The sequence below is a fragment of the Pelotomaculum propionicicum genome, assembly GCF_004369225.1.
Lineage (GTDB): Bacteria > Bacillota > Desulfotomaculia > Desulfotomaculales > Pelotomaculaceae > Pelotomaculum_B > Pelotomaculum_B propionicicum.
In genome coordinates this window covers 1-12,889 of record NZ_QFFZ01000011.1, presented here as the reverse complement: position 1 = coordinate 12,889, position 12,889 = coordinate 1, and the positions used below count along the sequence as shown (strand labels likewise).

Annotated in this window: 14 protein-coding genes and 1 pseudogene; 14 read left to right on the top strand and 1 reads right to left on the bottom strand. The window is 49.2% G+C overall.

Annotation, left to right across the window (positions count from 1 at the left end):
• Positions 1-58 precede the first annotated feature (58 nt).
• From Pmgp_RS06825 to Pmgp_RS06815, 3 genes are all read left to right on the top strand, one after another.
• On the top strand, positions 59-1,351 hold the full coding sequence (locus Pmgp_RS06825) for a homoserine dehydrogenase (protein WP_282432884.1): 1,293 nt from the start codon (positions 59-61) through the stop codon (positions 1,349-1,351).
• Between the two features lie 45 nt (positions 1,352-1,396).
• On the top strand, positions 1,397-2,299 hold the full coding sequence (thrB, locus tag Pmgp_RS06820; protein WP_134213313.1) for a homoserine kinase: 903 nt from the start codon (positions 1,397-1,399) through the stop codon (positions 2,297-2,299).
• A 99-nt stretch (positions 2,300-2,398) separates the two neighbouring features.
• Positions 2,399-3,625 (top strand): aspartate kinase, encoded by a 1,227-nt coding sequence (locus Pmgp_RS06815; protein ID WP_134213228.1) that lies wholly within the window; start codon positions 2,399-2,401, stop codon positions 3,623-3,625.
• Between the two features lie 387 nt (positions 3,626-4,012).
• Here the strand turns inward: Pmgp_RS06815 and Pmgp_RS06810 are convergent, their stop codons facing one another.
• Positions 4,013-5,218: a cofactor-independent phosphoglycerate mutase gene (locus Pmgp_RS06810; RefSeq protein ID WP_134213227.1), complete on the bottom strand. Its 1,206-nt coding sequence runs from the start codon at positions 5,216-5,218 to the stop codon at positions 4,013-4,015.
• A gap of 163 nt (positions 5,219-5,381) precedes the next feature.
• Between Pmgp_RS06810 and Pmgp_RS06805 the strand changes: the two genes are divergently transcribed.
• From Pmgp_RS06805 to Pmgp_RS06755, 11 genes and pseudogenes are all read left to right on the top strand, one after another.
• Positions 5,382-6,737, top strand: coding sequence for an acyclic terpene utilization AtuA family protein (locus tag Pmgp_RS06805; protein ID WP_134213226.1), 1,356 nt, complete (start codon positions 5,382-5,384; stop codon positions 6,735-6,737).
• 11 nt (positions 6,738-6,748) lie between these two features.
• The gene (locus Pmgp_RS06800) at positions 6,749-7,075 is read left to right on the top strand and encodes a DUF4387 domain-containing protein (protein WP_134213225.1); all 327 of its coding nucleotides are present in this window, start codon (positions 6,749-6,751) and stop codon (positions 7,073-7,075) included.
• Positions 7,076-7,113: 38 nt separating this feature from the next.
• Entirely contained in the window at positions 7,114-7,617 is a 504-nt protein-coding gene (locus Pmgp_RS06795) for a hypothetical protein (protein ID WP_134213224.1), read from the top strand.
• Positions 7,593-8,531 carry a stalk domain-containing protein gene (locus Pmgp_RS06790; RefSeq protein ID WP_134213223.1) on the top strand — a complete coding sequence of 313 codons (939 nt, stop codon included), beginning with the start codon at positions 7,593-7,595 and terminating at the stop codon, positions 8,529-8,531. Before Pmgp_RS06795 ends, Pmgp_RS06790 begins: the two co-directional genes overlap by 25 nt.
• 24 nt (positions 8,532-8,555) lie before the next feature.
• Positions 8,556-8,753 carry a copper amine oxidase N-terminal domain-containing protein gene (locus tag Pmgp_RS06785; RefSeq protein ID WP_153189194.1) on the top strand — a complete coding sequence of 66 codons (198 nt, stop codon included), beginning with the start codon at positions 8,556-8,558 and terminating at the stop codon, positions 8,751-8,753.
• A 438-nt stretch (positions 8,754-9,191) separates the two neighbouring features.
• Positions 9,192-9,392 (top strand): DUF3006 domain-containing protein, encoded by a 201-nt coding sequence (locus Pmgp_RS06780; protein WP_134213221.1) that lies wholly within the window; start codon positions 9,192-9,194, stop codon positions 9,390-9,392.
• Between the two features lie 20 nt (positions 9,393-9,412).
• A complete protein-coding gene (locus Pmgp_RS06775) occupies positions 9,413-10,321 on the top strand; it encodes a ComEC/Rec2 family competence protein (protein ID WP_134213220.1) in 909 nt (302 codons plus the stop codon).
• 25 nt (positions 10,322-10,346) lie between these two features.
• The gene (locus tag Pmgp_RS06770; protein WP_134213219.1) at positions 10,347-10,814 is read left to right on the top strand and encodes a hypothetical protein; all 468 of its coding nucleotides are present in this window, start codon (positions 10,347-10,349) and stop codon (positions 10,812-10,814) included.
• 62 nt (positions 10,815-10,876) lie between these two features.
• On the top strand, positions 10,877-11,158 hold the full coding sequence (locus Pmgp_RS06765; protein ID WP_134213218.1) for a DUF5661 family protein: 282 nt from the start codon (positions 10,877-10,879) through the stop codon (positions 11,156-11,158).
• 37 nt (positions 11,159-11,195) lie between these two features.
• On the top strand, positions 11,196-11,915 hold the full coding sequence (gene rd / locus Pmgp_RS20545) for a rubredoxin (protein WP_192902830.1): 720 nt from the start codon (positions 11,196-11,198) through the stop codon (positions 11,913-11,915).
• Positions 11,916-12,256: 341 nt separating this feature from the next.
• Positions 12,257-12,736, top strand: a pseudogene (locus Pmgp_RS06755) (reverse transcriptase domain-containing protein); the annotation flags it as partial.
• Positions 12,737-12,889: the final 153 nt, after the last annotated feature.

The following is a 12,889-nucleotide window of genomic DNA, read 5'->3' as shown; positions in this document are numbered from 1 at the left end:
CTTTAAGAGTATAGCAAGATGTACTAAGGTTTTTGTGTTTATAAAGGAGGAAAGCCGGGTGGCTGCAAAAAAAGAAATCGGTGTTGGCTTACTGGGCATGGGCACCGTCGGGCGCGGTGTCTACCGTATTCTGACTGACAACAGAGCGGGTATCGAAGAAAAAGTTGGAGTGCCCATCAAAATAAAAAAAATCCTGGTGCGGGATCCGGCAAAGGACCGCGGTTTGGCGCTGAGTGAGGGTTTACTGACCACCAATGTCAACGAGCTGCTTGACGACCCTGAAATAGACATTATCGTTGAGGTGCTGGGCGGAGTGGACCAGGCGCTGGAGTATGCCCTGTCAGCGCTGGGAAAAGGGAAAAGCCTGGTTACCGCCAACAAGGACATGATCGCCCTGCATGGTAAGAAGCTCTTTGCGGCGGCTGATGCCAACAGCCGGGATTTGTTTTTTGAAGCCAGTGTGGCGGGCGGGATCCCCATCATCACGCCTCTCAAGGAATGCCTGGCAGCCAACAGAATTACGCAGTTAATCGGCATCATCAACGGCACCACCAATTACATGCTGTCCAGGATGAGCAAGGAAGGCCTTGGTTTTCAGGAAGCGCTGTGCGAAGCCCAGTCCCTGGGTTACGCTGAAGCTGACCCCAGCTCAGATGTTGAGGGGTACGACGCCGCGCGCAAGCTGACCATCCTGGCCTCAATCGCTTTTAACACCAGGCTGCGCCTGGACCAGGTCTTTGTAGAAGGAATTACCCGCGTTACCGCCGAAGATATAGCATACGCCGCCAATCTCAACTATACGGTTAAACTGCTTGCCATAGCCAGGGAGAGCAGTGACGGTATCGAGGCACGGGTGCATCCGGCGCTTCTGCCGAAAAATCACCCGCTGGCAGCAGTGAATGATGTGTATAACGCCATCTTTGTCACTGGTGACGCTGTGGGGGATGTGATGTTTTTCGGCCGTGGAGCGGGTGAACTTCCCACCGCCAGTGCTGTTGCGGCTGATGTGATGAGCGCCGCGCGCAACCTGGTTAATAACGTGCCCGGGATGATCGGCTGCACCTGTTTTGAGGAGAAGCGGGTCAAGCCGATGGGGCTCACTGTAACCAAGTATTACATACGCATAAATGTGGCTGACAGGCCGGGCGTGCTGGCAAGCATAGCCTTCATTTTTGGCAAGTACCAGGTTAGTCTCGCTTCTGTGATTCAGCATACCTCAGGGGAGTGCGCTGAACTGGTTCTGATTACCCATAATGTTCTTGAAAAAAACTTGCAGGATGCTCTTATAGAAATAAAAGAACTGCCAGTAGTAAATGAAGTTTCCAACGTGATCAGGGTTGAAGGCGAATAGCGGACTGACCTTTCATTTTATTAAGACGCAGGGGGACTGCCTGTGATAATCCGAGTACAGGTGCCGGCTACGACGGCGAACCTTGGTCCGGGTTTCGACTGCCTTGGGATGGCGCTGGAGCTTCATAACGTGATAGAAATGGTCCCGACCTCCCGCGGGCTGTCCATTGAAGTAAGCGGTGAGGGCGCGGCGGACATTCCCAGGGATGAGAGCAACCTGGTATTTCAAGCCGCCCGCAGTCTTTTCCGGCAAGTGGGTTTTGCGATGTCAGGCTTAAGGCTGCGCCTTTTAAATCAAATACCTGTCGCCCGCGGTTTGGGCAGCAGCACGGCAGCCATAGTAGGAGGCGTAATAGCCGCCAACCTGCTCACCGGCGGCAAGCTTTCTATCAGAGAGCTGATCAACATAGCCAGTTCCATCGAAGGTCACCAGGATAACGTGGTTCCTGCCGTACTGGGGGGCGTTGTTGTTTCGGTGCAGTCTGACGGAGAGATAAAATATTTAAAAATTGAACCACCCAATGGACTGAAAGGTGTGGTGGCGGTACCGGATTTTGCTCTGATTACCAAAACCTCGAGAGAAATTATACCGGCCCAGGTACCCTTTCAGGACGCTGCTTTTAATGTCGGCCGGGCCGCTTTGCTGGTGGCGGCCCTGCAGCAGGGGGACTTGGGGCTTCTGGGTGTGGCTATGGAGGACAGGCTCCACCAGTCTTTCCGTTCACCCTTAATTCCGGGGCTGAAAAAGGTGCTTGCCGCAGCCAAACTAGCCGGTGCACGCGGTGTAACGTTAAGCGGCGCGGGTCCTTCGGTGATAGCCTTTGCCGATTCAAATTTCGAATTAATTGCCAGGGTTATGGGCGAGACTTTCCGGCAAAACGGTGTGAAATCCAGGGTAATGGTGCTAAAACCCAGCCCGATCGGGGCCAGGGCGCTAGAGGTTAAATAGGGCAAAGGAGTCAGAATTCAGAATTCAGAAGTCAGAATAAAAGAATTTAACAGTTGATTAATAGTTAAACTGAGGTATAAAGGCAGGCGATTGTAGAAGATGCTTGTAGTCCAGAAATACGGCGGCAGTTCTGTTGCCAACGCTGAACGAATTCACAGGGTTGCCCGCAGGGTTGCCGATGTCAGGAGCAAGGGCCATCAAATCGTGGTGACCGTGTCGGCCATGGGTGATACCACTGACGACCTCGTCAGTCTGGTTAAAGAAATAACCGATTCTCCAACAGACAGGGAAATGGACGTGATTTTGTCAACAGGGGAACAGGTTTCCATAGCGCTCTTAGCCATGGCTATAAAAGAACTTGGAGAATCAGTTATTTCTTTGACAGGCGCCCAGGCCGGGATCCATACCGACAGCGCCCACACTAAAGCCAGGATTAACAGTATAGATACTGTACGGATCAAAGAAGAACTTGAACAGGGTAAAATAGTAGTGGTGGCAGGATTCCAGGGGATTGACCAGGTGAACAACAACATTACCACATTGGGACGGGGCGGTTCCGATACGACCGCTGTGGCGTTGGCCATAGCCTTAAAAGCCGATTTATGTGAGATATATACCGATGTCGACGGGGTCTATACCACTGACCCCCGCGTTGTCCCGGAAGCCCGCAAGCTTGCTGTGATTTCGTACGAGGAAATGCTGGAATTGGCTAATTTAGGCGCGGCGGTGCTGCACCCCCGTGCTGTGGAGCTGGCTATGAAGTATAAGATGCCGCTGCATGTACGCTCAAGTTTTAACCATAACCCCGGGACTGTGGTAAGGGAGGTGGAAGAAATGGAAAAATCGCTTGTTGTGACCGGAGTGGTTTGTGACAATAATGTTGCGAAAATAGGCCTTTTTAATGTTATGGACAAGCCGGGCATTGCCCATACCTTATTTAAAGCCCTGGCGGATGAGAAAATAAATGTTGACATGATTATTCAAAGCGCTATGCGCGATGAAAGGAATGATATATCTTTTACCTGCTCGAAGGGAGATTTGAAAAAAGCGCTGGAGGTTGTTGAAAAACTGCAGACAGCATTGGGAGCTGACGGTTTCACCTACGGTGACGGTGTGGCCAAGGTCTCCATTGTAGGCGCCGGCATGGTCAGCAACCCCGGTGTGGCGGCTGAAATGTTCGAAGCCTTGTTCAGGGAAGGGATTAATTTGGAGATGATCAGCACCTCTGAAATCAAGGTGTCCTGTATTATCAGGGCGGAAGACTCTGTTAAGGCAGTCGCCGCCCTGCACAAGAAATTCAACCTGGCTGAGCAGAATGGGAATTAAAAAGAAAAAATATTGTAAAGAATGATTATACCGTTAGCTCAGTGTAAAGATAAAACAAATTGACAGGATTTTTAAGGACAAAGAGAATACAGGAGTCAGAATACAGGAGTCAGGAGACTGAATATATAAGATCTTTTTTATTTCTGATTTTAGACTTTTGACTTTAAACTTCTGACTACTGAATTCTGAATTCCTTAAACTATTATCCTGTAAATCCTTTTAATCTTGTAAATCCTGTCAATTTGTTTCATTGACAGAAGACTTACAAGGCAACCTTAAGGGTGTTACTGAGTAAAAGGAATAATCATATTGTAAAATAGAGACACCCCCTTTGGCCAAACAAAGGGGGCTTTTATTTTCTATATCATGTGGGATGAGCCAAGAAAGTCAGGCTCCTATGAAATAATCCATCAATTTATAACCGTCTTCGAAAGAGATCCCGCTACCGGCTGCTGCCTCTTCAGTAAAGGCTGCGTTTTTGTTGTTTTTTTCGGCCTTCCTGTTGTAAATGGCAAAGGGTACGGGCCCGTCCCAGTGCGTCATGGTGCTGAGCGGGGTAAAATGGTCCGGCAGAAGCATGACCTTGAAGCTGCCGTGCCGCTCCAGACCTGCCAACAGCAGGCCGAGCATTTCGTCTACCATTTCGATGGCCCTGACCTTGGTCCCGGTTTCCCCCCTGTGGGAGGCGGCGTCCGGCGCCTCTACATGGACGTAAACAAAATCCTTGCCGCTGTCAAGCTCTTTCAGGGCAGCTGCGACCTTGCCCTTGTAGTTGGTTTCGACCGTGCCTGTCACATCTTTCACCTCTACTATGTCAAGGCCCGCGCAGATACCGATCCCCTTGATCAGGTCAACCGCTGAGATGATGGAGCCGGTAAGATTATACTTGTCAATAAATCTAGGCAATGCGGGTTTCCTGCCCTGGCCCCAGAACCAGACCGAATTAGCCGGCCTCAGACCCTGCTTGATCCTGGACAGATTCACCGGGTGGCCGGTTAAAATGCCATTGCTTTTCTTCATCAGATCTAATAAAACTCCGCCGCCCTCTCCGTCTGGCAGGTGATCACCTATGGTGCGCCCGGATATATCATGGGGAGGTGTCAGTTTCATCCCATCCGGTCCGCCCTGCCAGACCAGGAGGTGCCTGAAACGGAAACCCGGGTGAAAAACAAGGCCGTTGCCGCCGCACTGCTCATTTACCGCATTAATCAGTTCTGCAGCCTCGGGGGAGGTTATTTCATCAGCGCTGTAATCGACCATAGACTTGTCTTCATATTTTTCCTCACCGGAAAGAGTCACAAGGTTGCAGCGAAAGGCCACGTCGCTGTCAGCCAGCTTAACGCCCATGCTGACAGCTTCCAAGGGAGAGCGGCCAGTGTAGTACTTTCTAGGGTCATAGCCCATTACAGAAAGGTTAGCCACGTCGCTGCCGGGCGGAAATCCTGCCGGTACTGTAGCGGCAGTGCCGATTTCACCTTTTGCGGCCAAAAAGTCCATATTGGGGGTTTTGGCGTAGGCAAGGGGTGTTTGGCCGCCGAGCTCTTCAATATTATAATCAGCCATGCCATCGCTCAATAAAACTAAATATTTCATAGTCTTCTCCCTTTAAATAATCTTTTAAAAATGGTATTCTTCTGCTATAAAGATTTATCCTGCATCTAACTGCCAAAATTCACTGTTGTTTTAACCGGGTAGTAATTAGACCTATTATGAAATTGTAAGTGAAGCGCAGGCGTTTACAAAGGAGGCACTGGCAATGGGCGAAATGCGCGTTTTGTCACCAACCGCTATTCTAGGCTATGGTTTTCCCCTGGATTCTTTTAAGGAAGGTATGAAAAGAAAACCCCACGCCATAGCGGTAGACGCGGGCTCAACAGATCCCGGTCCCTATTATCTTGGCGCCGGTGTTCCCTTTACCGACCGGAACTCTGTTAAAAGGGACCTGGAGATCCTCCTGGAAGCGGCTGTGGCTAACGGCATCCCGCTGCTGATCGGCTCAGCCGGCGGCAGTGGGGGGGAGCCTCATTTAAAAAGGGACACTGAACTGGTCAGAGAGATAGCCGCAGCAAAAGGCCTCCATTTCAGGCTGGCCTTGATCCACGCTGAGATAGACCGGGAAAAAGTCAAAGCGGCGCTGGGAACGGGGAAAATTACGCCGCTTGGCCCGGTGCCGCTGTTAACAGAAGAAGATATAGACCAGTCAGTTAGAATTGTCGGCCAAATGGGCATTGAGCCTCTGGTCGGGGCTCTTGAGGCCGGAGCGCAGGTTGTTTTAGCCGGACGGGCTTATGACCCTTCGGTTTTTGCCGCCCCGCTGGTCAGGCAGGGTTACAGGCCCGGACCGGCCATCCACCTGGGGAAAATATTGGAGTGCGGGGCTATAGCCGCCACTCCCGGCAGCGGCAGTGACTGCCTGCTGGGCACTATCGGAGCGGGTTATTTTGAGGTGGAGCCGCTTAATCCAATGCGCCGCTGTACTGTGACTTCTGTTGCCGCGCATACCCTATATGAAAAATCAGACCCTCTCTACCTGCCGCTGCCGGGCGGCTGCCTGGAGCTCAAAAACGCTGAGTTTGAGCAGGCGGCGGAGGGCCGGGTAAGGGTTACCGGCAGCAAGCTTATACCGTCTCAAAAATATTCAGTAAAACTTGAAGGGGTAAAAAAGGCCGGCTTCCGCGCTGTAACCATTGCAGGCTGCCGCGATCCTGTCATGATTAAAGAAATAGACCTGGTTGTGGAAACAGTCAGGGAAAGAGTCAAGGATAATTTTGCTTCAGCCGCTTATAAATATTTACTGGATTTTAAGTTTTACGGGAAAAATGGTGTGATGGGATTGCTGGAACCGGAACGCAGCATAGTCCCCCACGAACTCGGCATCATCATTGAAGCGGTAGGCGAGTCTCAGGCAATTGCCGACACCATCTGCGGCTTTGCCCGCTCGACCATGCTCCACTGCAGTTATCCCGGCCGGGTAGCCACAGCGGGAAACCTGGCTTTCCCGTACTCACCGTCGGATTTTAAAGGCGGTGAGGTCTACCGTTTTAATATCTACCACCTCATGGAAGTAAATGACCCGTTTGAGCTGTTCCCGCTGGAAATATTCAATATTTAAGGTGATGAATTTTGAAAAAAGTTAAGATTACTGAGCTGGCCGAAGTTATACGCAGTAAGAATTCGGGCCCTTATGAGCTGACCCTGGATATAATATTTAAGAACCGAAAGTTTTTTAAGCTGGCGCGGCATTCCGGAATTTTCAGAAAGGAGTTGTATGCGCGACTTTATAATATAAGTGTGGAACAAGTGCTGGACCTTGTGGAGTTTGAACAGGCTAACGCGATTAAGGCTACCATTGTCCGCCCTGTTGTTTCAGGCGGTCAGGGTGAGACTGATGTTTACGGGGCTCAGCAGCACGCGCCGCTTTTAAGCATCGAAGTGCCCATTGTTACCTAGAAAATATAGATTAATCATACCAGGGGGTGTTCGAAGAATTGAAACAGCTTGGTTTGCAAGGAAGGTCATGGCTTAAAGGATTTCACATATTCTTCTCCTGCGCCTGGATTGGCACCGGCCTCTCAATGACTCTCCTGGCCCTGCTGAAAGGCTATACCGCCAACGGGGATGAGTTATACGCCTTTAATGCCACAATAAAACTGCTGGATGATTTTATCATAATCCCGGCTGCTTTTGGCTCTCTGATAACCGGCCTTTTATTTTCCTTATTTACCAACTGGGGTTTTTTCAAGTTCAATTGGGTAACATTTAAGTGGGTGGCCACAGTGGCCCAGATTCTTTTCGGCACATTTTGGCTTGGACCGTGGACCAACGGGGCTACCGCCATCGCGGATGCCCAGCGCGCCCTGGCTTTCCACGACCCCACTTACTTGTATGACAGCCGCATGGCTTTAAATTTCGGGATCGCCCAAATACTGCTGCTTATAGCGCAGGTGTTTATTTCGGTAATCAAACCGTGGGGGAAGAGGGCGGCCGGTTAAAACTGCTGTCTGCTCCGAACATTTTAAAAGAGGCCACAGGGTCGGTTCAGGCTGTGTTTCTGTTCCGGCCCTGCGGCCACAAAACAAGGCAGGACTATTGTCCCTCTTTATGTTTATCCGACCATAAAGTGGTTTTCGAACTGGACCAGGACGGCCTGGTAGAAGTGGCGGCGGCGGAGATGCGGAAAATCGCCATTGAAAAAGACCGGTTCGCCACCCTGCTGACTGATTATCTAACTGCCTCAGGAGTTAAATCTGAGGACATCACTAAAATTAAAAGCGACATTATAGATGGTATCGAAAAAAGCGTCAAGGACGGCAGTTACCCGGATACCCCGGAAAAGATAAGGACATTGCTGGGCGACAAGGTGACCCTGGAAGAATGTAAAATAGAAACGTCCCTGCTGCCCGGCGGGCAGGGGTCTGCCGCGGTTACTGTGAATTTCGGCGATAAGGATTTTAAAGGGACCGCTTTTTTCAACAGTAAATCTGCCAGCAGTAAAACTGAATTAAGCGGAAACTATTCTTTAAAACTGAACGTCAGCGCGGACGAAGGAAACGGCGAAATAATTGTGACGGGAGATTTATATCAGACCGGTCTCGAAGCAAAATCAAATTGCGACATCAAAGTCAGTGTTAAAGATACTGAAGAGAACATTAATTACCTGGATTTCGCTATGAAAGGCAAGTCAGAGGTCAGGACCGATCAGGAGGTGCAGATCGATGTCCCTGTATTGACTGAGTTCAACAGCGCTGAATTTGAGAAGTTTATCAAAAATACCCCGAAGGTGGTGCTTGACGGCAAGACCCTTACCTTTGACACCGATCCGATGGTAGTAAACCTGGAAAGCGGCAAGCGGGTCATGGTGCCTTTGAGAAACCTGGCTGAAGCGCTGGGCTGTGAGGTAAACTGATACAGCCCGGACCAGATTAATATTTTGCGCGATGACACAGTCATAATTATGTACCTGAAAAAACGCGCCTACTATGTAAACGGAGAAGAAAAACAGCTTGACGCAGTACCCTATGTGATTGACCAAAAGACTATGGTGCCGCTGAGATTTGTCGCGGAGGAATTCGGCTGCACAGTAAAGTATAACGATGCCGACAACACAGTGTATATCTATACACAGTAAGGATCTCAACATTATAAAAGCAACGGCGCCGCTTTAGGCGCCGTTTTTGTTGTGTAACGAAAACCACCTGCTATGCAGGTGGTTCCAAAAAGCTTATAGCTATGAACAGTTCTTTTCAGATTAAAGGTTGACAATAGCTTGAAAGCAATACGTTAGTGAAAAAGTGTTAAAAATTTGGAAGTGGGAAAAAGTTAAGACCGAAACAAATTAAATGGAATCAGCTAAAAAGTAGGTGAAATACCCTTTTAAGGGTAGTGGGGCATGCATGCGGTTGGTAGGAACTTTCAGCGAGTCTTGAGACTCAGCTTAGTACCAAGCCCTTATAGGGCTAGAGCAAACCACCCGTTTTACGGGTGGTCATGATTGTTACGGGCTGAATTCATTGATATAATAATACATATGGCAGGATTCGGCAATTAATTTAACCCGGAGGGCGACATGTTAGTGATCGACCGTTTTGAGGGTGACTGGGTTATAGTGGAAGCAAACAGAATTATTTTTAAACTGCCGCGGGAACTGCTGCCGCCTGAAGCTATGGAGGGCGATGTGATCAGGCTTAATGTGCGGGTTGATCCAGTTGCTACGGCGAGATTAAAAAACAAAACAGATTCATTGGCCAGAAAACTTTTTAAGGACTGATTTTTTAGATGGGAAACACCATGAAAAAGCTGTTCATAATTATTCTGGCTCTTATTTTTTTAACAGTCTGCGCCAAAATCTGGTCAGACCAGGCGAACAATAAGAGCAATGTGCAGAGTCCCTTGCCGGTCCAGACGCAAAGCGAGCCAAATGTCCCGGCAAAGCCCGCGGTGCTCAAAGTCCACTTTATTGATGTGGGACAGGGCGACGCTATTCTGGTGCAGCTGCCCGATGGAAGGAACATGCTTATAGATGCCGCTGCAAGAGAAAGTGAAAGCACTGTTATGGGTTATTTGAGGGAAAGGGGCGTTGACAGGATAGATTTTATCGTGGGCACTCACCCGCATGAAGATCATATCGGTTCACTTGACGCTGTAATCAAGAACTTTAAGACCGGCGAGGTGATCATGCCTGAAGTTACTACCAACACACGGGTTTTCTATGATCTCTTGCAGGTAATTAAAGAGCGGGGCCTGTCTATTAAAAAAGCCAGGGCGGGGGTAAGTATCTTCGAGAACAGCGGTTTGTCGGCAAAATTGCTGGCGCCGCAAGCAACAGAATACGAGAGTTTGAATAATTATTCGGCGGTTATTTTTCTCAAGTACCAGGATGTGGCTTTTTTGTTGACCGGTGATGCCGAGAGTGAGTCTGAAAAGGAGATGCTTGCCGCCGGTTGTGACGTTAAGGCACAGGTCCTGAAAGTAAGCCACCACGGCAGCAGTTCCTCCACTACTGCAAAGTTTTTGCAGGCGGTAAGCCCAAGTTATGCGGTTATATCAGTCGGCGCCGGCAATGATTATAACCACCCCCATCCGGCTGTCCTTGACAGGCTGGCCAGGTCAGGCGCGGTGACACTCAGGACTGATCAGCAGGGAACTATAGTATTTGAATCAGACGGGAAAGTAATCAACTACAGCACATCAAAATGAAAGCGAGCGGGGAGGAGGTATGTTAATGTCTGTATTAGCTGAGCTTGCTGAACCGGTAGTTGCCAAATTATTAAAGCTGAGTGAGGATGAACTGTACGAGAGGCTGGGGGAAACTGCCAGAGCCATAGCGGCAGACCCGGCCAAGGCTGGTCTTTTTGAACCGATAGTCATATATAATGAACCGGAAATGGAATTTGTCGAGGATGTCAGGGATTTTGGCCGGCGCCTTTTCCGCCGCTGGAATGTGGAGACATATAAATTTATCTGTGGTGATAATATTGACGACATGGTAGACCGGCAGGAACTAATCAACGCTTTTGATATAAATGACCTTGCTGTGGCTGCCGCGCTGGCCTCACTGCTGGTTACCCATGTAGGGCTCTCTCCGGCCCTGGCGGTAGTGGTTGCCTCCCTGGTGATAAAGCGTTTTGCCAGCCCCGGCCATAAGGAGTTTTGTAAAGTCTGGAAGAACAAAATGCCAAAATACGAGTGAGTAAAAAGGATTAAACATGGCATCTTAAGAGAATAATTATTCTTTAGGGAGGATGGTAAAAGGTGAAGAAGAAATTTACAGAGGATCAGGCCAGGGAAATCGGTGAAAAGCTCGGGATCAAATGGGACAAGTTCGATGTGGACCAGTTCAGAAGGGGAATGGATGTGGAACTGGAACACGGCTCCCGCGATGCTTTAACCAACGTTACGGAGGATGACCCGCTGGTAACCGGCAAAATTGCTCTCGCTCACCTTAACGAGTTTCCGGATTATTACGACAGGCTGGAGAAAATGGAGAAGGAAGCCGAAGAGTTCTGGGGCATCGAAGAATTAAAAATAAAATAAGAAAATGGTAAGGAAATCATAAGATAATTGTAGGAGAATGATTAAGAAATTACAGAAAGAGGTGACAGTATTGAACCCCAAAGCGCTTTATAACATCAGCTACGGCCTGTACATCATTACATCAAAAAAGGGCGATTCGCTGAACGGACAGATTGCCAACACCGCCTTTCAGATTTCTAATGATCCTCCTACGATAGCAGTGAGCATTAACAAGAACAACCTGACCCACGAGTATATCAAGGACAGCAAGTTTTTCGCGGTGTCAGTCATCGCCCAGGACGCGCCGCTCTCGCTGATCGGCCAGTTTGGCTTTAAATCCGGCCGGGAGATTGACAAGTTCCAGGGAATTAACAAGAAACTGACCCCAAACGGCGTGCCGTATATTGACGAAAATACTCTTGCTTATATCGAAGCAAAAGTTGTCTACGAGTTTGATGCCGGCACACATACAGTTTTTGTCGGCCAGATCACTGAAGCCGATGTTTTAGGGGAGGGCGCCCCTATGACTTACGCATACTATCAGCAGGTGAAAAAGGGCAGCGTGCCTCCCTCGGCGCCTACCTTTAATAAGAAAGAGGAAGAGAAGAAAACGTCCTCGGGAAAATACGTGTGCAGTGTGTGCGGGTATGTATATGACCCGGCAGTTGGTGACCCGGACAGCGGCATCGCACCCGGGACGCCTTTCGAAGACCTGCCTGATGACTGGGTGTGCCCTGTCTGCGGCGCGGGCAAAAAGGATTTTGAAAAGGAAAGCTGATAGTTTAGGACGAATCTTAAAGCAAAGCTGGATTCCGGCTTTGCTTTTTAGATGTGTGCCTGGCATGGGCGACAGCTTGGCGGTGAAAGTCCGCTGTGGGGCTTGGTAGTAGCAACCACTAGCCGAACAGCAAGGGTGTCCGTCGTGAGGTGGAATCTGAAAGAAGCTGTAAGCAAAGTTCCGGCTTGAGGAACACGAACCACATATAGGCTGAATTAAGTCGGGCGAGTTTGCATCACAAAGCGAAGCCCAATACTACCCGAGGCTTATACAGTAGATGTGGCAAGTATACGGAATGAAAGCGGTCGCTCTTACCCGGGGAGGTCTGGCAGGCACGCTAGGTAGATGAACTTCTGCCCTTCCTGAAGCAAAACGGGGAAGCTATCAGGCAGGCAATCCTGGAAGGGAGATATACTCCCCAACCCGTCAGGCGTGTGGAAATAAATAAGCCCGATGGGGGCAAAAGACAGCTAGGTATACCTACAGTTCTTGACAGGATGATACAGCAAGCGATAACGCAGGTATTGACACCCATATTCGACCCGGAATTCTCCGAAAACAGCTATGGATTCAGGCCTGGCAGAGATGCAAAACAGGCGGTCAAAGCAGCTCGGAAGTACATTGAGGGAGGATACAAGTGGGTGGTAGATATCGACTTGGCTAAGTACTTTGATACAGTGAACCAGGATAAACTAATGAGCCTGGTTGCAAGAAAAGTAAAGGACAAGCGAGTTCTTAGACTAATCCGGCTCTATCTCAAGTCTGGTGTGATGCTGAACGGGGTAGTCATATACACCGAGGAAGGGGTACCGCAAGGTGGCTTATGCAAAGCTTCGCATAAGCCACCTTGGACTAAACCGCTGACGGCTAGTTTCTATGGGGAAATTAAAAAATTCATCTTACAATTGAATGACAAATATTGACATGGCAAGGTCGTTAATGCGCAAAGGTGGTTTCAAAGGAATAACAATTAC